Source organism: Streptacidiphilus pinicola (assembly GCF_003258295.1).
Classification (GTDB): Bacteria; Actinomycetota; Actinomycetes; order Streptomycetales; family Streptomycetaceae; genus Streptacidiphilus; species Streptacidiphilus pinicola.
On record NZ_QKYN01000070.1, the window covers coordinates 1 to 25,359 of the forward strand.

The 25,359-nt window shown below is 71.2% G+C and carries 25 protein-coding genes; 11 read left to right on the forward strand and 14 right to left on the reverse strand.

Going from position 1 to position 25,359, the window contains the following annotated elements:
* Nucleotides 1-168: 168 nt before the first annotated feature.
* The gene (locus DN069_RS18065; protein ID WP_243639388.1) at nucleotides 169-732 is read right to left on the reverse strand and encodes a DUF4245 domain-containing protein; all 564 of its coding nucleotides are present in this window, start codon (nucleotides 730-732) and stop codon (nucleotides 169-171) included.
* 174 nt (nucleotides 733-906) lie between these two features.
* Between DN069_RS18065 and glpX the strand changes: the two genes are divergently transcribed.
* Nucleotides 907-1,947 carry a class II fructose-bisphosphatase gene (gene glpX / locus DN069_RS18070; protein WP_111502056.1) on the forward strand — a complete coding sequence of 347 codons (1,041 nt, stop codon included), beginning with the start codon at nucleotides 907-909 and terminating at the stop codon, nucleotides 1,945-1,947.
* A 193-nt stretch (nucleotides 1,948-2,140) separates the two neighbouring features.
* Here glpX and DN069_RS18075 read toward each other — a convergent pair whose 3' ends face one another.
* Entirely contained in the window at nucleotides 2,141-2,500 is a 360-nt protein-coding gene (locus DN069_RS18075) for a WhiB family transcriptional regulator (RefSeq protein ID WP_424556296.1), read from the reverse strand.
* 225 nt (nucleotides 2,501-2,725) lie between these two features.
* Nucleotides 2,726-3,436, reverse strand: coding sequence for a DUF1707 SHOCT-like domain-containing protein (locus DN069_RS18080; protein WP_111502057.1), 711 nt, complete (start codon nucleotides 3,434-3,436; stop codon nucleotides 2,726-2,728).
* A 149-nt stretch (nucleotides 3,437-3,585) separates the two neighbouring features.
* Between DN069_RS18080 and DN069_RS18085 the strand changes: the two genes are divergently transcribed.
* Both DN069_RS18085 and DN069_RS18090 read left to right on the forward strand, forming a co-directional pair.
* Nucleotides 3,586-5,244: a fumarate hydratase gene (locus DN069_RS18085; RefSeq protein WP_111502058.1), complete on the forward strand. Its 1,659-nt coding sequence runs from the start codon at nucleotides 3,586-3,588 to the stop codon at nucleotides 5,242-5,244.
* A gap of 145 nt (nucleotides 5,245-5,389) precedes the next feature.
* Nucleotides 5,390-6,775, forward strand: a complete 1,386-nt coding sequence (locus DN069_RS18090; RefSeq protein ID WP_111502059.1) for a class II fumarate hydratase — start codon at nucleotides 5,390-5,392, stop codon at nucleotides 6,773-6,775.
* 12 nt (nucleotides 6,776-6,787) lie between these two features.
* On the opposite strand, the gene DN069_RS18095 is transcribed toward DN069_RS18090, so the two are convergent.
* Nucleotides 6,788-9,211, reverse strand: coding sequence for a glycosyl hydrolase family 18 protein (locus tag DN069_RS18095; protein WP_111502060.1), 2,424 nt, complete (start codon nucleotides 9,209-9,211; stop codon nucleotides 6,788-6,790).
* Nucleotides 9,212-9,321: 110 nt separating this feature from the next.
* Nucleotides 9,322-9,648: a tetratricopeptide repeat protein gene (locus DN069_RS18100; protein WP_243639389.1), complete on the reverse strand. Its 327-nt coding sequence runs from the start codon at nucleotides 9,646-9,648 to the stop codon at nucleotides 9,322-9,324.
* A 257-nt stretch (nucleotides 9,649-9,905) separates the two neighbouring features.
* On the opposite strand from DN069_RS18100, the gene DN069_RS18105 reads away from it, so the two are divergent.
* On the forward strand, nucleotides 9,906-10,892 hold the full coding sequence (locus DN069_RS18105; RefSeq protein ID WP_111502062.1) for an isopenicillin N synthase family dioxygenase: 987 nt from the start codon (nucleotides 9,906-9,908) through the stop codon (nucleotides 10,890-10,892).
* 17 nt (nucleotides 10,893-10,909) lie between these two features.
* Here DN069_RS18105 and DN069_RS18110 read toward each other — a convergent pair whose 3' ends face one another.
* The gene (locus tag DN069_RS18110) at nucleotides 10,910-11,632 is read right to left on the reverse strand and encodes an MgtC/SapB family protein (RefSeq protein ID WP_111502063.1); all 723 of its coding nucleotides are present in this window, start codon (nucleotides 11,630-11,632) and stop codon (nucleotides 10,910-10,912) included.
* 70 nt (nucleotides 11,633-11,702) lie between these two features.
* Entirely contained in the window at nucleotides 11,703-12,071 is a 369-nt protein-coding gene (locus DN069_RS18115) for an ArsR/SmtB family transcription factor (protein WP_243639390.1), read from the reverse strand.
* A 91-nt stretch (nucleotides 12,072-12,162) separates the two neighbouring features.
* Between DN069_RS18115 and DN069_RS18120 the strand changes: the two genes are divergently transcribed.
* Both DN069_RS18120 and DN069_RS18125 read left to right on the forward strand, forming a co-directional pair.
* The gene (locus tag DN069_RS18120; RefSeq protein WP_207892186.1) at nucleotides 12,163-12,966 is read left to right on the forward strand and encodes a hypothetical protein; all 804 of its coding nucleotides are present in this window, start codon (nucleotides 12,163-12,165) and stop codon (nucleotides 12,964-12,966) included.
* 83 nt (nucleotides 12,967-13,049) lie between these two features.
* Nucleotides 13,050-13,820 carry a CDP-alcohol phosphatidyltransferase family protein gene (locus tag DN069_RS18125; RefSeq protein ID WP_111502065.1) on the forward strand — a complete coding sequence of 257 codons (771 nt, stop codon included), beginning with the start codon at nucleotides 13,050-13,052 and terminating at the stop codon, nucleotides 13,818-13,820.
* A gap of 23 nt (nucleotides 13,821-13,843) precedes the next feature.
* On the opposite strand, the gene DN069_RS18130 is transcribed toward DN069_RS18125, so the two are convergent.
* From DN069_RS18130 to DN069_RS18140, 3 genes are all read right to left on the reverse strand, one after another.
* On the reverse strand, nucleotides 13,844-14,473 hold the full coding sequence (locus DN069_RS18130) for a VOC family protein (protein WP_111502115.1): 630 nt from the start codon (nucleotides 14,471-14,473) through the stop codon (nucleotides 13,844-13,846).
* Between the two features lie 87 nt (nucleotides 14,474-14,560).
* Nucleotides 14,561-15,529 carry a pirin family protein gene (locus DN069_RS18135; RefSeq protein ID WP_111502066.1) on the reverse strand — a complete coding sequence of 323 codons (969 nt, stop codon included), beginning with the start codon at nucleotides 15,527-15,529 and terminating at the stop codon, nucleotides 14,561-14,563.
* A 37-nt stretch (nucleotides 15,530-15,566) separates the two neighbouring features.
* Nucleotides 15,567-16,505, reverse strand: coding sequence for a LysR substrate-binding domain-containing protein (locus DN069_RS18140; protein ID WP_111502067.1), 939 nt, complete (start codon nucleotides 16,503-16,505; stop codon nucleotides 15,567-15,569).
* A 108-nt stretch (nucleotides 16,506-16,613) separates the two neighbouring features.
* Here DN069_RS18140 and DN069_RS18145 point away from each other — a divergent pair, with 108 nt between their 5' ends.
* Together DN069_RS18145 and DN069_RS18150 are read left to right on the forward strand one after the other, a co-directional pair.
* Nucleotides 16,614-17,168: a peroxiredoxin gene (locus DN069_RS18145; RefSeq protein WP_111502068.1), complete on the forward strand. Its 555-nt coding sequence runs from the start codon at nucleotides 16,614-16,616 to the stop codon at nucleotides 17,166-17,168.
* Nucleotides 17,169-17,172: 4 nt separating this feature from the next.
* A complete protein-coding gene (locus DN069_RS18150; protein ID WP_111502069.1) occupies nucleotides 17,173-17,703 on the forward strand; it encodes an alkyl hydroperoxide reductase in 531 nt (176 codons plus the stop codon).
* Between the two features lie 76 nt (nucleotides 17,704-17,779).
* Here DN069_RS18150 and DN069_RS18155 read toward each other — a convergent pair whose 3' ends face one another.
* The 3 genes from DN069_RS18155 to DN069_RS18165 form a co-directional block, all read right to left on the reverse strand.
* Nucleotides 17,780-19,180 (reverse strand): AI-2E family transporter, encoded by a 1,401-nt coding sequence (locus DN069_RS18155; protein ID WP_243639391.1) that lies wholly within the window; start codon nucleotides 19,178-19,180, stop codon nucleotides 17,780-17,782.
* 297 nt (nucleotides 19,181-19,477) lie between these two features.
* Entirely contained in the window at nucleotides 19,478-20,149 is a 672-nt protein-coding gene (locus DN069_RS18160; RefSeq protein ID WP_111502070.1) for an aggregation-promoting factor C-terminal-like domain-containing protein, read from the reverse strand.
* A 373-nt stretch (nucleotides 20,150-20,522) separates the two neighbouring features.
* Nucleotides 20,523-21,848 carry an RNA 5'-3' helicase PhoH2 gene (locus DN069_RS18165; RefSeq protein WP_111502071.1) on the reverse strand — a complete coding sequence of 442 codons (1,326 nt, stop codon included), beginning with the start codon at nucleotides 21,846-21,848 and terminating at the stop codon, nucleotides 20,523-20,525.
* Between the two features lie 212 nt (nucleotides 21,849-22,060).
* On the opposite strand from DN069_RS18165, the gene DN069_RS18170 reads away from it, so the two are divergent.
* Together DN069_RS18170 and DN069_RS18175 are read left to right on the forward strand one after the other, a co-directional pair.
* Nucleotides 22,061-22,585 (forward strand): SigE family RNA polymerase sigma factor, encoded by a 525-nt coding sequence (locus DN069_RS18170; protein WP_111502072.1) that lies wholly within the window; start codon nucleotides 22,061-22,063, stop codon nucleotides 22,583-22,585.
* Nucleotides 22,582-23,367, forward strand: a complete 786-nt coding sequence (locus tag DN069_RS18175) for a hypothetical protein (RefSeq protein ID WP_111502073.1) — start codon at nucleotides 22,582-22,584, stop codon at nucleotides 23,365-23,367. The genes DN069_RS18170 and DN069_RS18175 overlap by 4 nt, the downstream gene beginning before the upstream one ends.
* 9 nt (nucleotides 23,368-23,376) lie before the next feature.
* Here DN069_RS18175 and DN069_RS18180 read toward each other — a convergent pair whose 3' ends face one another.
* Nucleotides 23,377-24,168, reverse strand: coding sequence for an isoprenyl transferase (locus tag DN069_RS18180; protein WP_111502074.1), 792 nt, complete (start codon nucleotides 24,166-24,168; stop codon nucleotides 23,377-23,379).
* A gap of 118 nt (nucleotides 24,169-24,286) precedes the next feature.
* Here DN069_RS18180 and mgrA point away from each other — a divergent pair, with 118 nt between their 5' ends.
* On the forward strand, nucleotides 24,287-25,327 hold the full coding sequence (gene mgrA / locus DN069_RS18185; protein ID WP_279387908.1) for an L-glyceraldehyde 3-phosphate reductase: 1,041 nt from the start codon (nucleotides 24,287-24,289) through the stop codon (nucleotides 25,325-25,327).
* Nucleotides 25,328-25,359: the final 32 nt, after the last annotated feature.

Here is a 25,359-nt window from a genome sequence, read left to right on the forward strand (position 1 = left end):
CGGCGAGGACGCCTGGTTCCCGCGCGGCCCGCGCCTGGCCTACGACGAGGTCGTCACCACCGTCTGAGCCAGCCGGCACCGAGCGCCACAGCACGGAGCCCCGACCGAGTACCGCCCGGTCGGGGCTCCGTGCTGTGGCCGTGCTGTGGCGCCGGGGTCAGCGGCAGGTCAGTGGTCGGTGAGCTTCGCGGCGAAGTCGCCGAGCTTGGCGAAGGTCTCGGTCCCGAAGACCACGGTGGTGCCCTTGGCGCCCTTCAGCACGATCGCCTGGTAGCGGCTGCCCTGGTAGTTCGTCCAGACGGTGCCGTCGACGGTCGTCGTCGCGGAGGTCTTCTGCCCGTCCAGGGTCGCGTCGTGGATGACGGAGTCCGCCGGGGCGTTGCTCTGCTGGATCGCGACGTACTGCCCGGCCGGGTCGATGAAGCCGAGCGTCCAGACCGCCGCCCCGGGGTTGGAGCCGTCGAAGTTGACCGAGGTCGCGTTCCAGCCCGACGGCAGGCCCTGCGGGGCGAGCAACGGGTAGGGCGCGGCCCGGCGGGCCGAGACGACGGAGTCCTGGTACTGCACCGGACGCACGCCGTTGCCGCCGCTGTGCGGGATGAAGAGGTAGATCACTATCCCCGCCGCCAGCACCGCGGCCAGCGACAACACCATGTCGCGCACGGATTTGGCGGCCATCCCCGGCCGCTTGCGCACTGTCACGTTCTCGGCTGTCACGTTCTCGGTTGCCACCCCACCATGGTGAACCATCGCCGTCGCGCCCTCGGCCGCGGGGTCCCGACGCGCCGCGCGAACGGTCCCGACGTACCCTGCACGTGCCCGGCGCCACAGACATCCGCCCAGGTCGAAGATACGATCGCAGCACCCTCATTCCGGCCGTCGGCGTACAGAGAGGTACGGAATTCGATGACCGAGCAGCACCAGAACCGTCTGCCTTCTTCCCTGGAGGTCGCCCCCGAGGCACCTGATCGCAACCTCGCCCTCGAACTCGTACGTGTGACCGAGGCCGCTGCCATGGCCGCCGGTCGCTGGGTCGGCAAGGGCGACAAGAACGGCGCGGACGGTGCCGCCGTGCGTGCGATGCGCACGCTCGTGCACACCGTGTCGATGAACGGCGTCGTCGTCATCGGCGAGGGGGAGAAGGACGAAGCCCCCATGCTCTTCAACGGCGAGCGGATCGGCGACGGCACCGGTGCGGAGTGCGACGTCGCGGTGGACCCGATCGACGGCACCACGCTCTGTGCGAAGGGCATGCCGAACGCGCTCTCGGTGCTCGCGGTGGCGGACCGCGGCACCATGTTCGACCCGAGCGCGGTCTTCTACATGGACAAGCTGGTCGCCGGCCCCGAGGCGGCGGGCACGGTCGACATCACCGCGCCGGTCGCGCACAACGTGCAGGCCGTGGCCCGCGCGAAGGGCAAGGCACCGGAGGACGTGACCGTGGTCCTGCTGGACCGCCCGCGTCACGAGCAGCTGGCTCAGGAGATCCGCGAGGCCGGCGCGCGGATCAAGTTCATCTCCGACGGCGACGTCGCGGGCGCGGTCATGGCGGTCCGCGAGGGCACCGGCGTCGACCTGCTGCTCGGCATCGGCGGCACGCCCGAGGGCATCATCGCGGCCTGCGCGATCAAGTGCCTGGGCGGCGTGATCCAGGGCAAGCTCTGGCCGAAGGACGCCGCGGAGCGGCAGAAGGCACTGGACGCCGGCCACGACCTGGACCGCGTGCTGCTCACGGACGACCTGGTCAGCGGCGAGAACGTGTTCTTCGTCGCGACCGGCATCACCGACGGCGAGCTGCTGCGCGGTGTGCACTACCGCTCCGAGACGGCCACGACCAGCTCCCTGGTCATGCGCTCCAAGAGCGGGACGATCCGCCAGATCGACTCGGTCCACCGTCTCTCGAAGCTCCGCGCCTACAGCGCGGTCGACTTCGACCGGGCGAAGTAGGAATTCGCTTCGCGAATTCAGGGGCGCGGGGCTGCAACATCATGCGGCTCCGCCGCGTGGGCGCGACAAGCCACCCTGTGTGGTGAGTCGCCGCACGAGCAGAGCCATCGGCATGCCGGTGGTTGCTCGCGCCCACGCGGCAGAGCCGCAAATCGGCAGAGCCCCGCGCCCCTGACGTGCTGCAACCGACCGTTCAGCCCGCGATGCGAAGGTCCTGGTCCTGGCGGCGACGGCGGGCGAGGACGACGCGGCGTTCGGCCGCGGTGAGGCCGCCCCAGACGCCGTAGGGCTCGGGGAGGACCAGGGCGTGCTCGCGGCACTCCAGCAGGACCGGGCAGCGCGCGCAGACCTGCTTGGCCTGCTCCTCGCGGGCCAGGCGCGCGGCCGTCGGCTCCTTGGAGGGGGCGAAGAAGAGACCGGCCTCGTCGCGGCGGCAGGCCGCGCCCGTGTGCCAGGGGTCGTCCTCCGGACTCGGCCCACGCTGAGCCGGGACCGTGCTCCCCGCGACGCGGGGGCGGAAGACATCCTGACGGGACGCGATCGGATGCAGCACGGCGCACTCCTGACGACGGGCCGGGGGGAGTTCTCACGAAATCGCGCACAACGTCGGGGCGCTGGGGGACGCCACGGTGACGTTGCGACAGTGCGATGTGAAACGGGATCTACCCCGGCATAGGTCGATTCATGCACACGGCACACAACCAGATCGACAGACTGTCATATGACAACGCCTTTGGCTCGCACGACGCTTGACACTCGCACGAGCGGGGGCGCCGGCTCAGCCCCGCGGGCGGCCCCGGTCCTCGACGGCCTGCCTGCGCCCACGGCGCCGACTTGCGGCGACGCCGCCGAAGACGGCCTTGCCGCGGACCGTGACGACGGGACCGTTCGGGTCCGTGCCCTCCTCCTCGCGGACCTCGAAGCCGCCGAAGATGCCTGAGCCGCCGCCGTGCAGGGAGACGTGGTCGGGGACCTTCACCTCGACCCCACCGAAGATCGCGTTGACCTCGATGACCAGCTCGGGCGCGTCGAAGACGGCCTCGGTCAGGTCGATCTCGATACCGCCGAAGATCGCCTTGGCCCGCATGAATCGGCCGGCGCGGAAACGGCCCTTGCGGACCGAGCCGCCGAAGATCGCCACGATCTCGTTCGATCCCGACACCGGCGCGGGCTCCTGCGCGGAGGCGGGCGCCGCGACGGACTGCGGCTGCACCCGGTCGTGGGCCGGCAGGTCACGCGTGAGGGGAACCAGCTCGCCGAGCGTCTTGGCCGCGTAGGCGGCGTCGAGGCGCTGCGAGTGCTCCTCGGCGTCCAGCCGGCCCTCCGCGTACGCGTCGCGCAGCGCCGCGGCGACCCGTTCCCGGTCCGCGTCGGAGGCACGAAGATCCCCCTCCGCGGGCTCCGCGAACGGCCGCGGAACGGGCTCGTTCCTCGGGTTCGCCTCCGGGAGGCGCTCGGGCTCCGACGCTGACGACGAGGAGTTGTCCACGGCCCGAGAATAGTCAGCCGCCCCGCCGAGTGACCAGTGACGTGTGATCCCGCGCACCCTCCCGGGACCGCGCCCGGAGGCCGCACGGGTGGTCGATACCCTGGAAGGCGCGCCGACGACGACGCCTGACCGTGAAGGACTGTCCGCACATGCCCGAGTTCGCCTACACCGACCTGCTCCCGCTGGGGAAGGACGACACCCCGTACCGGCTGATCACCTCCGAGGGAGTCAGCACGTACGAGGCGAACGGCCGCACCTTCCTACAGGTCGAGCCGGAGGCCCTGCGGCTGCTGGCCGCCGAGGCCATGCACGACATCTCCCACTACCTGCGCCCGGCGCACCTGGCGCAGCTGCGCCGGATCCTGGACGACCCGGAGGCCAGCCCGAACGACAAGTTCGTCGCGCTGGACCTGCTGAAGAACGCCAACATCGCCGCGGCCGGCGTGCTGCCGATGTGCCAGGACACCGGCACCGCGATCGTCATGGGCAAGCGCGGCCAGAACGTGCTGACCGAGGGCGGCGACGAGGAGGCTCTCTCCCGCGGCGTGTACGACGCGTACACCAAGCTGAACCTGCGGTACTCGCAGATGGCCCCGCTGACCATGTGGGACGAGAAGAACACCGGCTCCAACCTGCCGGCGCAGATCGAGCTCTACGCGACCGACGGCGACGCCTACAAGTTCCTCTTCATGGCCAAGGGCGGCGGCTCGGCCAACAAGTCGTTCCTCTTCCAGGAGACCAAGGCGGTCCTGAACGAGGCCTCGATGATGGCCTTCCTGGAGCAGAAGATCCGCTCGCTGGGCACGGCGGCCTGCCCGCCGTACCACCTGGCCATCGTCGTCGGCGGCACCAGCGCCGAGTACGCGCTGAAGACGGCCAAGTACGCCTCCGCGCACTACCTGGACACCCTCCCCACCGAGGGCTCCCCCACCGGCCACGGCTTCCGCGACGTCGAGCTCGAGCAGAAGGTCTTCGAGCTCACCCAGAAGCTGGGCATCGGCGCGCAGTTCGGCGGCAAGTACTTCTGCCACGACGTGCGCGTGGTCCGCCTGCCGCGCCACGGCGCGTCCTGCCCGGTCGCCATCGCGGTCTCCTGCTCCGCCGACCGCCAGGCGCAGGCCAAGATCACCGCCGAGGGCGTCTTCCTGGAGCAGCTGGAGCGCGACCCGGCCCGCTTCCTGCCGGACACCACTGACGAGCACCTGTCCGACAACGTCGTCACCATCGACCTGAACCGTCCGATGGCCGACATCCGGGCCGAGCTGAGCAAGCACCCGGTCAAGACCCGCCTGTCGCTGACCGGCACGCTGGTCGTGGCGCGCGACATCGCGCACGCCAAGCTCAAGGAGCGCCTGGACGCGGGCGACGGCATGCCGGAGTACATGAAGAACCACCCGGTCTACTACGCGGGCCCGGCCAAGACCCCCGAGGGCTACGCCTCCGGCTCCTTCGGCCCGACCACGGCCGGCCGCATGGACTCCTACGTCGACCAGTTCCAGGCCGCGGGCGGCTCCATGGTCATGCTGGCCAAGGGCAACCGCTCCCAGCAGGTCACCGACGCCTGCGGCAAGCACGGCGGCTTCTACCTCGGCTCAATCGGCGGCCCGGCCGCGCGCCTCGCGCAGGACTGCATCAAGAAGGTCGAGGTCCTGGAGTACGCGGAGCTCGGCATGGAGGCCATCTGGCGCATCGAGGTCGAGGACTTCCCGGCGTTCATCGTCGTGGACGACAAGGGAAACGACTTCTTCACGGATCCCGGCCCGGTGCAGCCGCTGATCACGAACATTCCGGTCGGGCCGAAGGCCTGAGCCGGATCATGTGACGAGCCCGGTCGGGCCGAAGGCCTGAGCCGGATCATGTGACGAGCCCGGTCGGGCCGAAGGCCTGAGCCGCGCATCCTGACGGCGTGTCCAGGGCGGGAACACCCACCCGCCCTGGGACGCTGATCGGGATATGGAGAGCTACCGGATCGAGCACGACTCGATGGGTGAGGTGCGCGTCCCCGCCGAGGCCAAGTGGGGTGCGCAGACGCAGCGCGCGGTGGAGAACTTCCCGATCTCGGGGCAGCGGTTGGAGCGGGCGCACATCGCGGCGCTGGCGCAGATCAAGGCCGCCGCGGCGAAGGTGAACGCGAAGCTCGGGGTACTGGACGCCGAGACCGCGCAGGCGATCCGGAGTGCGGCCAAGGAGGTCGCGGCCGGGCAGTGGGACGACGAGTTCCCCATCGACGTGTTCCAGACCGGCTCGGGCACCTCGTCCAACATGAACATGAACGAGGTCGTCGCGACACTCGCGAGCGAGCGGCTCGGGCGGTCCGTGCACCCGAACGACCACGTCAACGCGAGCCAGTCGTCCAACGACGTCTTCCCCAGCTCGATCCACATCGCGGCCACGGCCGCCGTCACCCACGAGCTGATCCCGGCGCTGAACCATCTCGCGGACGCGCTCGCGCGCAAGGCCGAGGAGTTCGCGACGGTGGTCAAGTCCGGCCGGACGCACCTGATGGACGCCACGCCGGTCACGCTCGGGCAGGAGTTCGGCGGCTACGCCGCCCAGGTCCGTTACGGCGTGGAGCGGCTGCGGGCCACGCTGCCGCGGGTCGCGGAGCTGCCGTTGGGCGGGACGGCCGTCGGGACCGGGATCAACACGCCGAGCGGGTTCTCGGCCGCGGTGATCGCGGAGGTGGCGCGGGCCACGGGGCTGCCGCTGACGGAGGCCAGGGACCACTTCGAGGCGCAGGGCGCGCGGGACGGCCTGGTGGAGCTGAGCGGCCAGCTGCGCACGATCGCGGTCGGGTTCACCAAGATCTCCAACGACCTGCGCTGGATGGGTTCGGGCCCGCGCACCGGTCTCGGCGAGATCAACCTGCCGGATCTGCAGCCGGGTTCGTCGATCATGCCGGGCAAGGTGAACCCGGTGATCCCCGAGGCGACGCTGATGGTCGCCGCGCAGGTGATCGGCAACGACGCCACCGTCACCATGGCCGGGGCGAGCGGTGCGTTCGAGCTGAACGTGATGCTGCCGGTGCTGGCGCGCAACGTGCTGGAGTCGGTGCGGCTGCTGGGCAACGTCGCCCGCCTGCTGGCGGACCGCACCGTGGACGGCGTGACGGCCAACGTGGAGCGGCTGCGCGAGTACGCGGAGTCGTCCCCCTCGGTCGTCACGCCGCTCAACCGCTACCTCGGCTACGAGGAGGCGGCGAAGATCGCCAAGCAGTCCCTGGCGGAGCGCAAGACGATCCGCCAGGTCGTGCTGGAGCGCGGCCATGTCGAGGCGGGGCGGATCACCGAGGAGCAGCTCGACCAGGCTCTGGACGTGCTGCGGATGACCCGCCCCTGAACGGCGCTGACGTCAGCCGACGGCGAAGTCGTCGGCGTTGACGTTGCCCTGTCCGTACCAGCCGTGCACGTAGACGGTGACAGTGCCGCTGGAGCCGGTGGTGAACGGCACCGTCAGCTGGTTCCAACTGGTGCCGCTGGACCAGGTGCTGGCGGTGGCACCACCGCTGACGCCGATGTAGGCGTACGGGCCTGTGACCCAACCGGTCAGCTTGTAGCTGGTGTTGGGCTGCAGGGTGATGGTCTGGTCGCACTCGCCGGTGGTGCTGGAGGACGGGGCGACCTGGAGCGCGTAGCTGCCGGAGTGGACCGGGCTGCTGACCACGCCACTGCCGGACTGGCAGGTCCACGGGCTGAGGCTGCCGCTCTCGAACCCGCCGTTGGCGAGCGCGCCGCCCCCGCCCCCGCCGCTGGAGTTGACGGTCCAGGTGAACGACGTCGACCCGGACGCGCTACCGGACGAGGCGGTGACCGTCACGTTCGACGTGCCCGCCGTCGTCGGCGTCCCGGAGATCAGACCCGACGAGGAGATGCTCAGCCCCGCCGGCAGACCCGTCGCCGAGTACGTCAACGACTTCCCCGCCGAGTCCGAACCCGACACCTGCACCGACGCCGCCGTGCCCACCGTCCCCGTCTGGTTGCCCGGGTTGGTGACCGTCACGGTCTCGGTGCCGCCACCGCCGGAGCTCACGGTCCAGGTGAACGACGTCGACCCCGAGGCGCTACCGGACGAGGCGGTGACCGTCACGTTCGACGTACCCGCCGTCGTCGGCGTCCCGGAGATCAGACCCGACGAGGAGATGCTCAGCCCCGCCGGCAGACCCGTCGCCGAGTACGTCAACGACTTCCCCGCCGAGTCCGAACCCGACACCTGCACCGACGCCGCCGTGCCCACCGTCCCCGTCTGGTTACCGGGGTTGGCGACCGAGACGGTCTCGGTGCCGCCACCGCCGGTGGGGCAGGAGCTCGCCGAGCCGTTGATGTCGTTGACCGCCGAGTTGAAGAGCGTGGTGGCCGGGTCGAGGTCGTAGAGCGAGAACATCATGAACCCGCCCAGGCCGTTGCAGTGCGCGTAGTCGGCGCGGGCCTGGATGGACTGCGGGTCCTCGCCGCCGTAGAAGTTGTTGCCGTCGTAGAAGTAGGCCGAGTCGGTCACCGGGTCCCAGTAGGTGTCCGACGCGTTGTTCACGACGCCGTTCAGTTCCTTGTACATGGCCACGCCCGGCACGTTGCCGGAGTCGGTCTGGCCTGGTGAGCCGCCGGTGGCCGACTGGTAGAGCCCGTGGTTCGAGCCCGCCGGCACGCCCGTCCAGCCCCGGTAGTAGAAGGGGATGCCGACGGTGAGCTTGTTGGCGGGGAACCCGCCGGGGATGCCGTAGGCGCTGTCGCCGACGGTCCAGGCTCTGATCGCGTTGTCGACGCTGTACGTCTCGTTGCCGGGGGCGACCTTGGACTCCGGCGAGTTCGGGTTCGCGTAGAGCGGGTCCTGTTCGTCCGTGGGCCCGGTGGCGTTCCACGCGCCGTACATGTCGTACGTCATCGCGTCGGCGAAGGTGAGGTACTGGCCGATCTGGTTGGTCTGGATCTTGCTGATCTTGTCCTGGCCGGAGGGAACCGCCGCCGAGAGCGCGTAGCTGTGGCCGTCGGCCGCGCCCTGCGCGTTGAGCTCGGTGCGGAACTCCTGCAGCAGCGCGGTGTAGTTGGCGGTGTCGGCGGCCGAGTAGTGGTTGCCGAGGTGGCCGGCCGCGCCCGGGTACTCCCAGTCGATGTCGAAGCCGTCGAAGATGCCGGCGCCGGTCCCGGCGCCGCCGTAGCCGCTCTGGGAGGGCAGGTTGCCCTTGATGAACATGTCGATGCAGGAGGAGACGAACTTCTGCCGGGAGGCGGAGGTCGCGGCCACGTCGGAGAAGTACTTGGAGTAGGTCCAACCGCCGAGCGAGAGCAGGATCTTGAGGTTGGGGTACTTCTTCTTCAGCTCCTGCAACTGATGGAAGTTGCCGGCGATGGGCTGGTTGTAGACGTCCGAGGTGCCGTCGACGCTGATCGAGGAGTCGTAGCTCTTCTGGTAGTCGGCGAAGCTGTCACCGGCGCCGTCACCGGCGTTCGGGTCGTTCTCGCCGGCCGGGTCAGGGTCGGTGGCCTTGGTGGTCTCGAAGCAGGTCAGGTTGGTCGGGTCGATGTTCTCGAAGTCGTAGATGAGGTAGTCGAGCTTGCCCGCGATGCCCTCGGTGTCGAGGTTCTTCGGGTAGAAGGCGTTCTGGTAGATCGACCACTGGTCGAAGTAGGCGACCTTGATCCCCCCGCTGGTCGCCGCGGCGCCGGTGGTGTTCCCCGCGGCCGCCGCGGGGGCGATGCCTCCCAGCAGGGAGGCGGCCAAGCCGAACACGGCTGTCGCCGCCCCCGCGATGGTGAGTCCGAGCCGTCTGGAGCGTGGCATGTGCAACCTCCGTGTGGACGTGTACCCGACACTCCATCACGTTGGTATATACCAATCCAGCCGTCAAGGGTCTGGACCAATTTGACCTGACGTTAAGTCAGGCTTATGGCTCAGAGCAGACTCTGGCCCAGTGCCTCGGCCAGCCGCAGCTGGGTCGCCGCCTCCTCGGCGCGACCGCCCTGGCGCTCCAGGGTGCGGCCCAGCATCAGGCGCGCGTAGCCGTCGACCGGGTCGGCCTCCAGCACCCGCAGCAGCGCCTCCTCGGCGCGACGCAGCTGCGCCGAGTGGTAGTACGAGCGCGCCAGCAGCTGCCGGGCGGCGCCGTGGGTCGGCTCGGCCTCGACGATCGGGGCCAGGATCAGCGCGGCGTCGCTGTAGGCCTTCGAGTCGAAGAAGAGCTGTGCGCGGGCGTACTCCTCGGCAAGCGTGTCAGTCACGGACATCCCCTTTCACTTCTTCGAATCGCGGGCCGGATGGCTTGTCGGGCGCTGTAACGCATGCCCGAGCCCGGTCATTCCCTGCGAAGTGTCGGCTTGCTCACGGTTGCCGCGCCCCGTGACCGCGTTACGCTCGAAGCATGGTCATGCTCGTCTCCCGTCGCCACGTGGACTTCGTCCGCGTCACGAGCATGTCCTGTCGCGCCGAGGCCTGACCCCAGCGTCCCCCTCCCCTCCGCGCCTCCCCGAGGACCCCCATGTCCGTCGCCACCCTTTCCCCGCTCGAAGCCCTCCCCGTCATCGACCTCGCGCACGTCGACCGCGAGGCGCTGCACCGCGCCGCCCGCGACGTCGGCTTCTTCCAGCTGACCGGCCACGGCGTCAGCCAGGCCGAGATGGACGAGCTGCTGCGCGTCTCACGCGCCTTCTTCGCCCTGCCCGAGGCCGACCGGCTCGCCCTCGACAACCGCAACTCCCCGCACTACCGCGGCTACACCCGCGTCGGCACCGAACTGACCCGCGGCACCCGCGACTGGCGCGACCAGCTCGACATCGGCGAGGAGCTGCCCCCGCACGTCCCGGGCCGGGACGAGCCCGCGTACTGGTGGCTGGAAGGCCCGAACCAGTGGCCGTCCGCGCTGCCGGAGCTGCGCACCACCGCGCTGGCATGGATCGCCAGGCTCAGCGCGATCGCCGACCACCTGCTGCACGAGCTGCTGGCCGCGATCGGCGCCCCGCCGGACTTCTACGACGACGCCTTCGCCGGTCACCCGCGCAGCCAGCTGAAGCTGATCCGCTACCCGGGAGCCGCGCCGCAGGGCGACGACCAGGGGGTCGGCATCCACAAGGACTACGGATTCCTGACCCTGCTGCTCACCGACGGCGTGAGCGGGCTGCAGGTCGAGGACCCGTCCGGGGAGGGCTACCTCGACGTGCCGCACATCCCCGGCGCCTTCGTGGTGAACCTCGGCGAGCTGCTGGAGGTGGCCACCAACGGGTATCTGAAGGCCACCAACCACCGCGTGGTCGGCACGCCGGGCGAGCGCTACTCCGCGCCCTTCTTCTACAACCCGCGCCTGGACGCCCGGATCGAGCCGGTGCCGTTCCCGCACGCGGCCGAGGCGACCGGGGTCACCCAGGACCCGGCCAACCCGCTCCACGCCGAGTTCGGCTTCAACGAGCTGAAGGGGTGGGTGCGGGCGCATCCGGAGGTCACCTCGAAGCACCACCCCGAGCTGCTCTGAATCCCGTGGACAGGACGTCAGGCGAGGGCGGCTTCGCCCTCCTCCTCGTCCTCGGTGTGCCAGTGCAGGTCACGGACGCCCGGCTCCAGTGAGAGCCGGGTGACCACCGGCTCCAGTGCCTTGCCCACCTCGCCATCGACGTCCACCGTGGCGCGCAGGCTGGTGGTCTCCTCCCCCTCACGGCTGGCCCGCAGCCCCGTCGGGGTGAAGCCGGCGGCGGCCAGGGCCTGGAGCAGCAGCGCCCGGATGTGCGCCTCGTCGCGGCGGGCGCAGCGCAGGTGGACGGTGGCGCGGGAGACGCTGTCGGGGTCGCTCCCCGCGGCGGGCGCCCGGTCGAGCAGACGCCCGGCGGGCCGCAGCACCAGGTGCACGGCAAGGACCGCGAAGGCGCCGAGCCAGGCCAGTTGCAGCCGCCCGCTCGCCGCCATCACCCCGACCGCCGCCGAACACCACAGCGTCGCGGCCGTGTTGAGCCCGCGCACGCCGCCACGGTCGCGCAGGATCACGCCACCGCCGAGGAAGCCGATGCCGGAGACGACGTACGAGGCGACCCGGGTGGTGCTGCTGTCGCCGGCCGAGACGCTGTAGAGCACGAAGAGCGTCGCGCCCGTCGCCACCAGGGCGTTGGTCCGCAGGCCGGCCATCCGGGCGCGCCACTGCCGTTCGACGCCGATCAGGGCTCCGCAGGCCACACCGGTGGCGAGGCGGATCAGGAAGTCGGCGGTGGTCAGGTCCTGCACGGCGCAGTCCTCCTTCGGCGTTCACGCGGCGAGCTGACACCACCCTCTCGCGCCAATGTGAACAGACCGGTCAGGCGTGCGGCGGCAGGCCGCGCAGGGTGTGGTCCGCGTGGGCGGCGACCTCGTCGAGCAGGCGTCGCAGGTGCGCGCCGCGCAGCCGGTAGAGGCGGGCGCGGCCCTGCGCGCGCTGGTCGACCAGGCCGCTGATCCGCAGCTTGGAGAGGTGCTGGCTCGCCGCGGTCGGCGAGCAGCCGGCCGCCTCGGCCAGCGCGGTCACCCCGAGCTCCCCCTCGCGCAACGCCCAGAGCAGCCGCAGCCGGGTCGGCTCGGCCAGCATGGCCAGCGCGGCGACGGCCGTCCCGACCTGGGCGTCCGAGAGCGGTTCGCCCGGCACGGTGTGCGGGTGGAGATCCTGGTCGATCCGGTCCATGAGCGTCATCCTCCCACCTGCGCAGGCCTTGCAAGTGGCACTCCAGGGCGTTTGGCTTCCCGTCTTCACGCATGCGCAGATGAGACTGTACGGTGGATCCGTGAACACGCTTCCCGCGCTGCTGCTCGCCGCCGCAGGCGTCGGCCTGGGCCACGCCGTCATGCCGGACCACTGGCTGCCGCTGGCCGTCCTGGCCCGCACGCGGAAGTACCGGACGTCCCGCGTGGTCCGCCTCTCCCTGGCGGCCGGGGCGACCCACGTCCTGGTCTCCGTCCTGCTCGGCGGGATCCTGATGCTGGTCGGCATGCAGTTCCGCGGCACCGTCGCCCGGCACACCGACCTGGTGGTCGGCGGCCTGCTGCTGGCGACCGGCCTGGTCTTCCTGGTCCTGGAGCTGCTGGGCAAGGGCCACGGCCACACGCACGACGGCACCGGTCACAGCCACGGGCACGGCCACGGACATGGACACGGGCACGGACACGGGCACCACGAACACCCCGAGCACGAGCATCCGCACGGCCACAGCCACGACCACCCGCACCCGCACAACCACGGCGCCCCCGCCGCCGTGCTGGACCGGCCCCGGGCCGAGGCGGCCGCGGCCGCGCCGGAGAGCCGAGGCCGTCGGCTGGCCGGGTTGCTGATCCCATTCGGGGCCGCCGCGTCGCCCGACCTGACGATCCTGCCGGTCTTCCTCGCCGCGGGCGCGCTCGGGACGAGCGCCGCGCTCGGCTCGCTGCTCGCCTTCACCGTCGCCACGGTCGGCACGATCGTGGGTCTCACCACCGCGACCGCCCTCGGCGCGCGGTTGCTCACCGCGTCCTGGATCGACCGCCGCGCCAACCTGATCACGGCGCTGACGCTGGTCGCGATCGGCGTCCTGGTGGCCGCCGGACTCATCTGACGGGACCCCGGGAGAAGCACCGCCGCCCGGGGACGAGTACGCTCACGCCCTTGTCGGACAGGTCGATTCCAGAAGGGCCCCCCATGCCGGTCGCCACCCCCACGCTCGCCGAGCTCCGTGACGTCTGCCAGCCGCAGGCCAAGCTCGGGCTCCGGAACGGCGAACACTGGGCCGGGCGCCTCTACATGCGGCGGCTGTCGCTGCGCGCGACCCGGTACCTGGTCCGCACCTCCGTCACGCCGAACACGCTGACCTGGGCCATGGTCGTGGCCGGGGTGGGCGCGGGCGCGGCGCTGCTGATCCCCGGGATCGCCGGGCCGCTGCTGGCCGCCCTGCTCTTCCAGGCGTTCCTCTTCTTCGACTGCGTGGACGGTGAGGTCGCTCGCTGGAAGCGGCAGTTCAGCGCGGTCGGCGTCTACGTGGACCGGCTCGGCGCCTACCTGGCCGACGCGGCGCTGCTGGTCGGCGCGGGGTTCCGGGTGGCCGAGAACGCGTCCGTCGCCTGGGTGTCGGTCGGCCTGGCCGCGGCCCTCGGCATTGTGCTGCTGAAGGCGTCCACCGACCTCGTCGACGTGGCCCGCACTCGCAGCGGCCTGGAGGCGGTGACGGAGGAGGCCACCGAGGTGCGCTCGGCCCGGGTCAACTCGGTGCGCCGCCTGGCCGCCGCGTTCAAGATCCACCGGATCACCAACGGCATCGAGGCCTCGCTGCTCTTCCTGGCCGCCGCGGTCGTCGAGCTGTTCACCGGCGGCCACACGCCGACCGAGTGGGCGGTGGCCGCCGTCGCCGCCGTCGCCTGGCTGATGGTGCCGGCCCACCTGGTCTCGATCCTGTCCTCCTCCCGCCTGCGCTGACCGGCCGTCGCCGCCGGTCGCTCTCAGGCGGCCGCAGCGGCCGTGGCCGGCTCCCAGGGGAAGCCGTCCGGGTCCGTGAACGACCCGCCGGTGCCGGCGATCGCGAGGCGGTGCGAGCCGCTGCCGTCGGCGGCCACGCCGGCGTCCTTGGCCAGGGCGCGACGCCGGTACAGCCCCAGCTTGACGGGGGCGGCGTCCGCGGCGAACTCGACGTACATGCGCCCGAAGCTCTTGCCGACCGCCAGGCCGTGCTCGACGTAGAACCGCTTGCTCGCGGCCACGTCGGCGACGCCGAGCAGCAGCACGATCGAGTCGATGTGCCGGGTGGCCGGGCCGGCGTCCTTCTTCGCCGAGGTCGCGATCTTCCAGATGGTCCCGTCCGGCGCCTGGACGGTGGCGCCGTAGCCCCACATCGACTTCGAGACGGGCTTGAGCGCCGTGGCCCCGGCGGCCACGGCGGAGTCGAAGAGGCCGCGGACGTCGGCCGGCTGCCCGACAACGAGCGACAGCGTGAACCCGCGGAAGCCGCTGGTCGGCGCCTCCGAGGCGCGCAGGTTCAGCCGGCCGTCGTCCAGCCCGAAGGCGTCGGCGTAGAAGCGTTCGGCGGCCGACGGGTCGGCCACGTCGAGGGTGATGGATGCGATGGAAGTCATGTCCACCACGCTAGGCAGGGCGAGCACACCACGGCTTCTCGAAACCTGCTCGATCCTCGCACCGCAGGTCGGCGAAGGTCAGCGCGGTCAGCGCTCGCGGCCGCGGGGCTTCAGCCGCAGTGCGGGCAGCTCGGGGGCGGGGATCGGCGGAGCGTCGTAGCCGTGGACCTCGCCGAAGCGGTCGCCCGTCATCCAGTCCTCGCGGGCCTGGGCGATCTCCTCATGGGTGCGGCCGACGAAGTTCCACCACATGACCAGCTTCTCGGCGAAGGGCTCGCCGCCCAGCAGCATCACCTCGGCCGCGCCGTCGTCGGCGCGCAGCGGGAGTTCGCGGCGGCCGCAGCCGAGATAGAGCAGCGAGCCGACCTCGACGCGCACGCCGTCGACGGTCGCGGCGCCGCTCATGGCCAGCACCGCGTACTCGAAGTCCGGGTTCAGCGGCAGGCGGGCGTCGGCACCCGCGGCGAGCGAGAGGTCCGCGCCGACCAGCGGCGTGAAGACACGGCCCGGGGAGGTGGCGCCGTCCAGGCTGCCGAGGATCAGCGTCGCGTCGACGCCCTGGCCCTGGACGCGCGGGAGTTCGGCGTGGTGCTCGAAGGTCGGCTCGGCGAACCGGTGCTCGTCCGGCAGCGCGACCCACAGCTGCGCGCCGTGCAGCCACTTGCCGTGGGAGCGCGGCGACTGCTCGGAGTGGGAGATGGCGCGGCCGGAGGTCATCAGCCCGAGTTCGCGCGGGCGGACCGTCTGCAGGCTGCCGAGGCTGTCGCGGTGCTCGACCAGGCCGTCGTGGAGCCAGCTCACGGTCTGCAGGCCCATGTGCGGGTGCGGGGCGACCTGCATGCCCGGCTCCTGCTCGATGTCGTCGGGACCGTACTGGTCGACGAAGCACCAGGCGCCGACCATCCGGCGGCCCAGGTTGGGGAGCAGGCGACGCACGACGGTGCTCTCGCCCAGCTGCACCTCACGACCGGTCAGGAGTTGGCGCACCGGCTCGGCGGAGACGTCCTCGCGACCACCGCAGACGCTCGGCTGGGGCTTCAGGTCCAGGTTGCTCATGCCCGCCAGGGTAGGACGCCGTCGAGGCGGTCGGCGATCACACGCCCAGAATGCTGACGGGCAGTTCACTGACCGCCTCGCGCAGGGAGTCGGCGAAGCGCCGGTACTCCGCGGTGCGCGGCGAGGAGGGCCGGTGGGCCAGGCCGACGCGGCGGCCGGGCTCCGGGGTCGCGAAGCGCGTGACGGAGAGCGACGCGGCGCGTCCGACCTCGACCGGTGCCGCCGTGGCCGGCAGCAGGGTCACCCCGAGCCCGCCCGCGACGAGCTGCACCAGCGTGGACAGGCCCGCCGCACGTGTGGCGCCCGGCTCCGCGCCCACCTCCCGGCACAGGTCCAGGGCCTGGTCGCGCAGGCAGTGGCCCTCCTCCAGCAGCAGCACGTCCAGGTCCAGCAGCACGTCGCGCGGGACGTCCGCGCGCCCGGCGAGCTCGTGGTCGGGCGGGGTGAGCAGGACGAAGTCCTCGTCGTAGAGGGGGATGTCGACCAGCCCCGAACCCGCCGGCAGCGCCAGCAGCAGCAGGTCCAGCCGCCCGGTCCCGAGCCCGTCCAGCAGTTGGTGCGTGCGCTCCTCGTGGACGTGCAGGTCCAGGTCCGGGTACACGTCGCGGGCCAGCCGCAGCACCGTCGGCAGCAGATAGGGTGCGATGGTCGGGATCACCCCGAGGTGCAGCGGCCCGGTGAACGGCCGCCGGGACGCCTCGACCTCCTCGGTCAGCGCGTGCAGCGCGCCGAGCACGGTGCGGGCGTGCTCCGCGACCCGCTCCCCCACCGGCGTGAGCAGCACCTTGCGCGTCGTCCGCTCGACCAGCCGGACGTCGAGCGACTCCTCCAGGGCGGCGACCGCGCCGGACAGCGCGGGCTGGCTCACCCGGAGCGCCGCGGCCGCCTCGCGGAAGTGCAGGTGCTCCGAGACGGCCAGGAAGGCGCGGAGCTGGGCGACACTGGGCGTGCGGCCGGTGGTGCGGGCCTTACTGATAACTTCCTCCGATCAACGGCTTTGATTCTAGCTATTTCACTGATCAAAGTCCGACATGCGAGATTGCAGGTGCACACCGCACGCACCGGATCCCGGAGGACACCCCTCATGCTCACCATTGGTGACCAGTTCCCCGCCTTCAAGCTCAACAGCGTCGTCGGCCCCTCCGCCGACAAGCTGGAGTTCAAGGAGATCGCCAGTGAGGAGCTGAACGGCTGGAAGGTCGTCTTCTTCTGGCCGATGGACTTCACCTTCGTCTGCCCGACCGAGATCGCCGCGTTCGGCAAGCTCAACGAGGAGTTCACGGACCGCGACGCGCAGATCCTGGGCGTCTCCGGCGACTCCGAGTTCGTGCACCACGCCTGGCGCCGGGACCACAAGGACCTGGCCGACCTGCCCTTCCCGATGCTGGCCGACATCAAGCACGAGCTGATGAGCGCCTGTGGCGTGGAGAACGCGGACGGCACCGCGCAGCGCGCCGTCTTCATCGTCGACCCGAACAACGAGATCCAGTTCGCGATGGTCACCGCCGGCTCCGTGGGCCGTAACCCCAAGGAGGTCCTGCGGGTCCTCGACGCCCTGCAGACCGACGAGCTGTGCCCGTGCAACTGGAACAAGGGCGAGGCGACGCTGGACGCGGACGCCCTGCTCGCGGGCGAGTGACCGCATGGCCCTCGACGAACTGAAGTCGGCGCTGCCGGACTACGCCAAGGACCTCAAGCTCAACCTGGGCTCGGTCATCGGCAACTCGGAGCTACCGGAGCAGCAGCTGTGGGGCACGGTCCTCGCCTGCGCGATCGCCTCGCGCAGCGAGCAGGTCCTCGCCGAGCTCGAGCCGGAAGCCCGCGCCAACCTCAAGCCCGAGGCGTACGCCGCGGCGAAGGCCGCGGCGGCGATCATGGCGATGAACAACGTCTACTACCGGACGCTGCACCTGCTCTCCGACAAGGAGTACGGGACGATGCGCGCCGGCCTGCGGATGAACGTCATCGGCAACCCCGGCGTGGAGAAGGTCGACTTCGAGCTCTGGTGCCTGGCCGTGTCGGCCATCAACGGCTGCGGCCAGTGCCTGGACTCCCACGAGCAGGTGCTCCGCAAGGCCGGTGTGGACCGCGAGGTCATCCAGTCCGCGTTCAAGATCGCCGCCGTCGTCCAGGCCGTCGGCGTCACCCTCGAGACCGAGGGTCGCATCGGCTGAGTTGCACTACCCAGGGGCGCGAGGCTCCATCCGCACAGGGTGGTTGTTCGCGCAGTTCCTCGCGCCCCTTCAGTGGTTACTCGCCTGCCGACGCTGCCGTCAACGCGGCGCGGATGTCCTCGTCGACCGCGTGCCGGGCACGCAGGTAGCCGATGACGGTGTTGGTGACCGCGACCAGCGGGACCGCGACGACCGCGCCGCCGATGCCGCCGATGATGGAGCCGGACGCGACGGCGAGGATGACCGCGAGGGGGTGGACGCGGACGGCGCGGCCGAGGATGAGGGGCTGGAGGAGGTGGCCCTCGATCTGCTGGACGCCCAGCAGGACCGCGAGGACCAGCAGGGCCGTGACCGGCCCGTGCGTGACCAGGCCGATCAGGACCGCGATCGTGCCGGTGATCAGCGCACCGACCAGCGGGATGAACGCGCCGAGGAAGATGATCACCGCGATCGGCATCGCCAGCGGCACGCCCAGCAGCCAGATGCCGATGCCGATCGACAGCGAGTCGATGAAGGCCACGACGACCGTGCCGCGCACATACGCCGTCAGCGTGGACCACGCGCGCGGGCCCGCGCCCGCCGCGGACGTGCGGGAGCGGGCCGGCAGCAGCCGCAGGCACCAGCCCCAGATGCGCTCGCCGTCGTACAGCAGGAAGTACGTGCAGAAGATCGCCAGGAAGACCCCGGTCACGATCTCGACGACCACGCTCACCGTGGAGAAGCCGAACGACGTGATCTGGTCGCTGTTGGTGCCGACGGCCTTGGTCAGCTGGTTGGCGAACTGGTTGATCTGGGTGTCCGTGAGGTGCATCGGGCCCTTCTCCAGCCAGTGCCGGATCTGGCCGATGCCCTGCTGGACGTGGTCGGTCACCTGGTTCAAGTTGGTGCTGACCTGCCAGAAGACGAACCAGGCGACGAGCCCGATGCCGACCAGGCCGCCCAGGAAGGTCAGCGCCGTGGCCAGGCCGCGCGGGACGCCGTGGCGGCGCAGCCAGGAGACGGTGGGCTGCAGCAGCGCGCTGATCAGCAGGGCGGCGACGAAGGCCAGCGCCACGATCCGCAGCGTGCCGACGACCTGCAGCAGCACGTACAGGCCGGCTCCGACCAGCAGCAGCCGCCACATGCCCTCGGCGGCGACCCGCAGGCCCCACGGCACGGACTCGGCCGGGTGAGCGGGACGGGCGGGGTAGGGCGGCAGCTCGGCGCGCGTCGCGCCCGGTGCCGGAGCTCCCGGAGCGGCGGGCGCCGCGACGGAAGCAGTCAGCGCGGGCGCGGGCTGGTCCGCGACGGCCGTCGCCGCCGCGGGAGCCATGACCGCGACCACCGGCCCGACCGGCTCCGCCGGCTGCTCGGGAACGCGCGCGACCGCCTCGGACACGTGTACGACCGGGTCCGGCGTCTCCGCCGCCGCGGCCTCGGCCCGCCGCCGGGCCAGCCACCCGCGACACGCCTCCCATGCGTTCCCCACGCCCGCCATGCCGTCCGCCCTCGCCTCCGCAACAGGTTCGGCTGTGAACGCTACCTGGTGCGTGTGGCCACAGGGCTCTCCCCCACGGGAAAGCGCCCCGGAACCGGAGGGAGCTATCAGATTTTTTTGGGCAAATCAGGAAAAAGAGGTTTAGCCGCCGAGGGCGCCGGGGACTGTCCACCACGAGGCCGTCCCGCACACGCGGCCTCTCCGTGGGAGAAGTAGGAAGCCCCCGATCGGACAGGGATCGGGGGCTTCCGCGCGTTCATGTGCGCCGGTACGGCGCGGTACGGCCTGGCGTCAGGCCTAGTACCAGCTGTGGGCCTGCCAGAACGACCAGGCGCCGCAGGGGCTGCCGTAACGGGAGTTCATGTAGTTCAGGCCCCACCGTATCTGCGTGGCCGGGTTGGTCCGCCAGTCGGAGCCGGCCGAGGCCATCTTGTCGCCCGGCAGGGCCTGCACCAGGCCGTACGCGCCGGAGCCGGCGTTGACGGCCTGGTAGTTCCAGCCGCTCTCGCGGGTGACGATCTGGCTGAAGCAGGAGAACTGGGTGGCGTTCCCGATGATCGACGCGGCCAGGGCCTGCACCGAACCGGGGCTGTAGGAGACCAGCTGCTGACGCTGCTGCTGCGCGGCGGCCTCACGCGAGGCGGCTGCGGCGGCCTGGTCCTTGGCCCGCTGCTCCGCAGCGGCCTTGGCACGGGCGGCGTCGGCGGCCTTGGCGCGAGCGGCCTGGGCGGCCTGCTTCTGCGCGGTGGCCACGGCAGCGGACTGCTGGGCGTCGCTCTGCCGGGTCAGGTTGTCGGCGACGACCTGAGCGGAGCTGCCCGCGGGGACTTCGGCAAGAAGGGTGGAGCCTGCCACGTCGGCCACCTGCGTCGGCTTCTCCTCGCCAGAGGCGACACCGACCACAGCACCAACGGCAGTCACGGCAGTGGCGGAGGCCACTGCCATCCCCCGAACCGAGATCCGGTTCACATGGTTTCCTTCCAGCGTCGCCCGTGTGGTGACCGAACGGACGAACCCCGCCCCTGACACTGACCTCCCCGATGCTCTGGCCACGGGAGGCGCGGGCCCGTTGCTCTCCGGTCTCCCGGATCGCGATCTGCTCGGGCGGTGTGCGGCTCATGCATGCCACACACGGGGCCTGACAGATCCCACACACTGCCGCACCTCAACGCGCAAGCGCAATTCTGGTTTGCGTGGCGAAGCTCACACGGCCCATACGGCCGCCAATTCTCGCCAGTCACTGGCTCATCGCCTGACGAATCGTTACGATGCTGTGCCCTTCCGCGCCATGACGGTGCCATGGCAGAGCGGAAGGGCACAGATCAATGCGTTTTCGCCCGGTTCAGGGGTTGATGTCCTCCAGCATCTCGGTCACCAGTGCGGCAATCGGAGAACGCTCCGAGCGGTTCAGCGTGACGTGGGCGAAGAGCGGGTGGCCCTTCAGCTTCTCCACGACCGCCACCACTCCGTCGTACCGACCCACCCTCAGGTTGTCCCGCTGGGCGATGTCGTGGGTCAGCACGACCCGCGAACCCTGCCCGATCCGGGACAGAACGGTCAGCAGCACGTTGCGCTCCAGCGACTGCGCCTCGTCGACGATCACGAAGGCGTCGTGCAGCGAGCGGCCGCGGATGTGGGTGAGCGGCAGGACCTCCAGCATTCCCCTGGAGAGCACCTCCTCGATGACGTCCGGGGTGGTCACCGCGGAGAGGGTGTCGAAGACGGCCTGGGCCCAGGGGCCCATCTTCTCCGCCTCGCTGCCCGGCAGGTAGCCCAACTCCTGCCCGCCGACCGCGTACAGCGGCCGGAACACCATCACCTTGCGGTGCTGGCGCCGCTCCAGCACGGCCTCCAGGCCGGCGCAGAGCGCGAGCGCGGACTTGCCGGTGCCGGCCCGCCCGCCGAGGGACACGATGCCGACCTCCTGGTCGAGCAACAGGTCCAGCGCGACCCGCTGTTCGGCGCTGCGCCCGCGGAGCCCGAACGCCTCCCGGTCACCGCGGACCAGGCGCACCCGCCCGTCGGCGGTCACCCGCCCGAGCGCGCGACCGCGCTCCGAGGTCAGCACGAGGCCGGTGTGCACCGGGAAGTCCCGGGCGTCGGCGATGTCGACGGGGTCGTCGCCGGCGAACAGGCCGTCCACCTCGTCGGCGCCCACGGCGAGTTCCGACATTCCGGTCCAACCGGACGTGATCGCCAACTCGGCCCGGTACTCCTCGGCCAGCAGGCCGACGGAGGAGGCCTTGACCCGCATCGGCAGGTCCTTGGAGACGACGGTGACGTCGTACCCCTCGGCCTGCAGGTTCCTGGCCACCGCCAGGATCCGGGTGTCCGCGTCGCCCAATCGGTAGCCGGCCGGAAGGACCGAGGGATCGGTGTGGTTCAGCTCGACCCGGATCGTTCCGCCCAGCTCACCCACGGGGATGGGTGTGTCGAGACGGCCGTAGCGGACCCGGTAGTCGTCCAGCAGCCGCAAGGCCTGCCGGGCGAAGTAGCCGAGCTCCGGGTGGTGTCGCTTGGCCTCGAGCTCGGTCACCACGACCACGGGCAGCACGACCTCGTGCTCCTCGAACCTGGTCATGGCACTCGGGTCAGCCAGCAGAACACTGGTGTCGAGGACGTACGTGCGCCGGTCGTGCAAGCTCCGGCGGCTCTTGGAACTGACCACAGGGCCTCCCGGGCGAGTGGCCCCGTGCCACCCGCGCTCGCCGCGGCCCCCGGCCCCGTTGGCCGAGGTCGCGGTCTGACTGCGGTATTCCCCAGACGTCCCATTCCATGCAGCCAAGACCGGCATGACGACCAAGATTCACCTTTCGGTGACCTGAGAAACAACCGCCCCGACCGGGCAACCTTTGGCTCCCGGACGGACTCTGGAGGGTCATGCACACCGCGGACGAGCTCGACTTCCACGACTTCGCGGCCTCCCGTTGGGCCCGACTTTTCCGGATCGCCCTGCTGCTGACCGACGATCAGGGGCTGGCCGAGGACCTCGCACAGAGCACGCTCACGGCCGTTTACGCCTCCTGGAGCCGCGTCAGAAGGGCCGACGATCCGGACGCCTATGCGCGTCGCATCCTGCTCAACAGCCATCTGAGCCGGTTTCGGCGGAAACGCCCCAGAGAGATACCGCTGGCGTCCGACCTCGAGGCCACGGTCGTCGGGGCGCCCGATCCGGCCGGGGCGGTCGACACCCGCCTCGTCCTGAGGGCGGCCCTGGCCTCCCTGCCACCCCGGCAGCGCGCGGTCGTGGTCCTGCGGTACTGGGCCGACCTGACCGAGGAGCAGACCGCGGCGACGCTCGGCTGCGCCGTCGGCACGGTCAAGAGCCAGGCCTCGAAGGCGATCGCCAAGCTCCGCACCCACCCCGCCCTCGCGCCCGCCCCTGAGGAGGTCTACGACCGATGAACGCCTTCGACGACAACCGGCTCCACCACGCGCTCGACGAGGTGGCCAGCCCCGCGCAGGTGCCGCCGCTCCCCTATCAGGCGATCGTGCGGGACGGCGCCCGCCGCCGCCGCCGTCGCCGCGCGCTGGGCGGCCTCACCGCCTGCGCGGCCGTCGCGGCCGCGGCGGTCCTGGCCACCACCGCCTGGTCCCGGCCGGAGGCGGTCTCCCCCACGGCACCGGCCGCGACCGCGAGGCCGGCCCCCCGGCCCTCCCCGTCCGCCGTCGACCTCCCGGTGCGGAGCGCCATGCCGTCGGGCGAGCTGAACGGATCGCACTGGTCCATCCACGTCGTGGACTACCGCGAGCAGGGCGACGGGCTCTACTGCGAGGAGTGGAAGATCGTCGTCGACGGCCACGAGAACCCCGACAACAACGGATCCTGCAGCTCCGACCCGAACGACCGCGGGGGCACGCTGAACGCCGGCGTGACCATCCAGCGCGACCCGCGGGTCGCTTCCTCCGCCCTGCTGGGAGTCATGTTCGAGGGCGACGTGGCCCCGGTCGGCGCCGTGCGGCTGCGCGTCACCTGGGCGGGCGGCTCGGCCTCGGCCCCGGTCTTCCTCCTGCCTCACGACGACCGCCGCTACTTCTTCCTCGCGGTGCCGTACGCCCCCGGCCACCCCGACGCCTACTACAACGCCCGGCTGGCCTTCCTCGACGCGCGGGGCCGTGTCGTCCCGAGCGAGATGCTGCAGGTCGGGGGCCAGCAGTACTCGGTCAAGCCGTTCGTGAAGCAGTAGCGGCCCGCCCTAACCGCCGTAGCGGCGGTTGCGGGCGGCGTAGTCGCGCAGGGCGCGGAGGAAGTCGACCTTGCGGAAGGCGGGCCAGTAGGCCTCGCAGAAGTAGAACTCCGAGTGCGCCGACTGCCACAGCAGGAAGCCGGAGAGGCGCTGCTCGCCGGAGGTGCGGATGACCAGGTCCGGGTCCGGCTGGCCGGAGGTGTAGAGGTGGCGGGAGATGTGCTCGATGTCGATCATCTCCGCGACCTGCTCCAGCGGCTTGCCCGTCGCCCCCTGCTCGCGCAGCAGCTTGCGGACGGCCTCCACGATCTCGTGGCGGCCGCCGTAGCCGACGGCCACGTTGACGACGAGGCCCGGGTTGTCCGCGGTGGCCTGGTCGGCCTCCTTGAGCACGGCGGCGGTGGAGGCGGGCAGCAGGTCGAGCGCGCCGACGGGGTGGACCCGCCAGCGGCCGGTGGCGGCCAGGCCGCGGACGGCCTCCTCGATGATGCCGAGCAGCGGCACCAGCTCCTCGGCGGGCCGGGTGAGGTTGTCGGTGGAGAGCAGCCACAGGGTGACCACCTCGACACCGGTCTCCTCGCACCAGCCGAGGAACTCGGGGATCTTGTCGGCGCCGGTCTGGTGGCCGTCCGCCGTGGACATGCCCACCGCTCGGGCCCAGCGGCGGTTGCCGTCGAGCATCACGCCGACGTGCCGCGGCGCACGGGCGCGGTCGAGGTGCGCCTCGACCCGATGCCCGTACAGACCGTAGACGGCGTTCCGGAGCAGCGGCGTACGCCGGACCAACCTGCCGATGTCCATGCCGACCGCCCCTCCGAGCTCACGAGTGCGGGGGCCACCCTACTCCGCGCCGGTTAATGTTCAGTGTGGAGACAAATCCCTGCTCGACTCCCACCGCGCACCCCCTGGAGAGCACCCCGTGATCCCCGCCCCCTATCAGCCCGCCGAGACGCGGTACGACGGCTCGATGCGTTACCGCCGGACCGGGCACAGCGGCCTGAAGCTGCCCGAGATCTCCCTGGGCCTGTGGCACAACTTCGGCGACGACCGGACCCTGGAGGTGCAGCGCGCGATCCTGCGCCGCGCGTTCGACCTCGGCGTCACCCATTTCGACCTGGCCAACAACTACGGCCCGCCCTACGGCGCCGCCGAGGCGAACTTCGGCCGGCACCTGGCCGCCGACTTCCGCCCGTTCCGTGACGAACTGGTCATCTCGACCAAGGCCGGGTACGACATGTGGCCCGGCCCGTACGGCGAGTGGGGCTCGCGCAAGTACCTGACCGCGAGCCTGGACCAGTCGCTGAAGCGGATGGGCCTCGACTACGTCGACATCTTCTACTCGCACCGGTTCGACCCGGAGACCCCGCTGGAGGAGACCATGGGCGCGCTCGCGTCCGCGGTCCGGCAGGGCAAGGCGCTGTACGCCGGCATCTCCTCCTACAGCGCGGAGAAGACCCGCGAGGCCGCGGCGATCCTGCGTGACCTGGGCGTTCCGCTGCTGATCCACCAGCCGTCCTACTCGATGCTGAACCGCTGGATCGAGGACGACGGACTGCTGGACGTCCTGGAGGCGGAGGGCGCCGGCTGCATCGGCTTCGCGCCGCTGGCGCAGGGCATCCTGACCGACCGCTACCTGAACGGCATCCCGGCCGACTCGCGCGCCGCGCAGGGCAAGTCGCTCGACCCGGACTCGATCAACGACCAGACCCTCGCCAAGCTGCGCGGGCTGAACGAGGTCGCCGCGGGGCGCGGGCAGACCCTCGCCCAGCTGGCGCTGTCGTGGCTGCTGCGCGACCCGCGGATGACCTCGGCGCTGATCGGCGCGTCCTCGGTGGCACAGCTGGAGTCCAACGTGGCGGCCGTGCAGGGCGCTCCGTTGACCGACGAAGAGTTGGCCGAAATCGATCGCTATGCGACCGACGCGCACCTCAATCTCTGGGCCAAGTCCAGCGAGAGCTGAGGCGGCGACAGGTGATGCCGTGGTCTGGACCT

Excerpts from the sequence above, each read along its gene's own strand:
- DN069_RS18170 (WP_111502072.1), top strand. The coding sequence starts at position 22,061 with ATGCACACCGCGGACGAGCTCGACTTCCACGACTTCGCGGCCTCCCGT.
- DN069_RS18095 (WP_111502060.1), bottom strand. The coding sequence starts at position 9,211 with ATGCCACGCTCCAGACGGCTCGGACTCACCATCGCGGGGGCGGCGACA.
- DN069_RS18130 (WP_111502115.1), bottom strand. The coding sequence starts at position 14,473 with ATGACTTCCATCGCATCCATCACCCTCGACGTGGCCGACCCGTCGGCC.
- DN069_RS18090 (WP_111502059.1), top strand. The coding sequence starts at position 5,390 with ATGGAGAGCTACCGGATCGAGCACGACTCGATGGGTGAGGTGCGCGTC.
- DN069_RS18175 (WP_111502073.1), top strand. The coding sequence starts at position 22,582 with ATGAACGCCTTCGACGACAACCGGCTCCACCACGCGCTCGACGAGGTG.
- DN069_RS18150 (WP_111502069.1), top strand. The coding sequence starts at position 17,173 with ATGGCCCTCGACGAACTGAAGTCGGCGCTGCCGGACTACGCCAAGGAC.
- DN069_RS18145 (WP_111502068.1), top strand. The coding sequence starts at position 16,614 with ATGCTCACCATTGGTGACCAGTTCCCCGCCTTCAAGCTCAACAGCGTC.
- DN069_RS18180 (WP_111502074.1), bottom strand. The coding sequence starts at position 24,168 with ATGGACATCGGCAGGTTGGTCCGGCGTACGCCGCTGCTCCGGAACGCC.
- DN069_RS18155 (WP_243639391.1), bottom strand. The coding sequence starts at position 19,180 with ATGGCGGGCGTGGGGAACGCATGGGAGGCGTGTCGCGGGTGGCTGGCC.
- glpX (WP_111502056.1), top strand. The coding sequence starts at position 907 with ATGACCGAGCAGCACCAGAACCGTCTGCCTTCTTCCCTGGAGGTCGCC.
- DN069_RS18125 (WP_111502065.1), top strand. The coding sequence starts at position 13,050 with ATGCCGGTCGCCACCCCCACGCTCGCCGAGCTCCGTGACGTCTGCCAG.
- DN069_RS18105 (WP_111502062.1), top strand. The coding sequence starts at position 9,906 with ATGTCCGTCGCCACCCTTTCCCCGCTCGAAGCCCTCCCCGTCATCGAC.
- DN069_RS18085 (WP_111502058.1), top strand. The coding sequence starts at position 3,586 with ATGCCCGAGTTCGCCTACACCGACCTGCTCCCGCTGGGGAAGGACGAC.
- DN069_RS18115 (WP_243639390.1), bottom strand. The coding sequence starts at position 12,071 with ATGACGCTCATGGACCGGATCGACCAGGATCTCCACCCGCACACCGTG.
- DN069_RS18135 (WP_111502066.1), bottom strand. The coding sequence starts at position 15,529 with ATGAGCAACCTGGACCTGAAGCCCCAGCCGAGCGTCTGCGGTGGTCGC.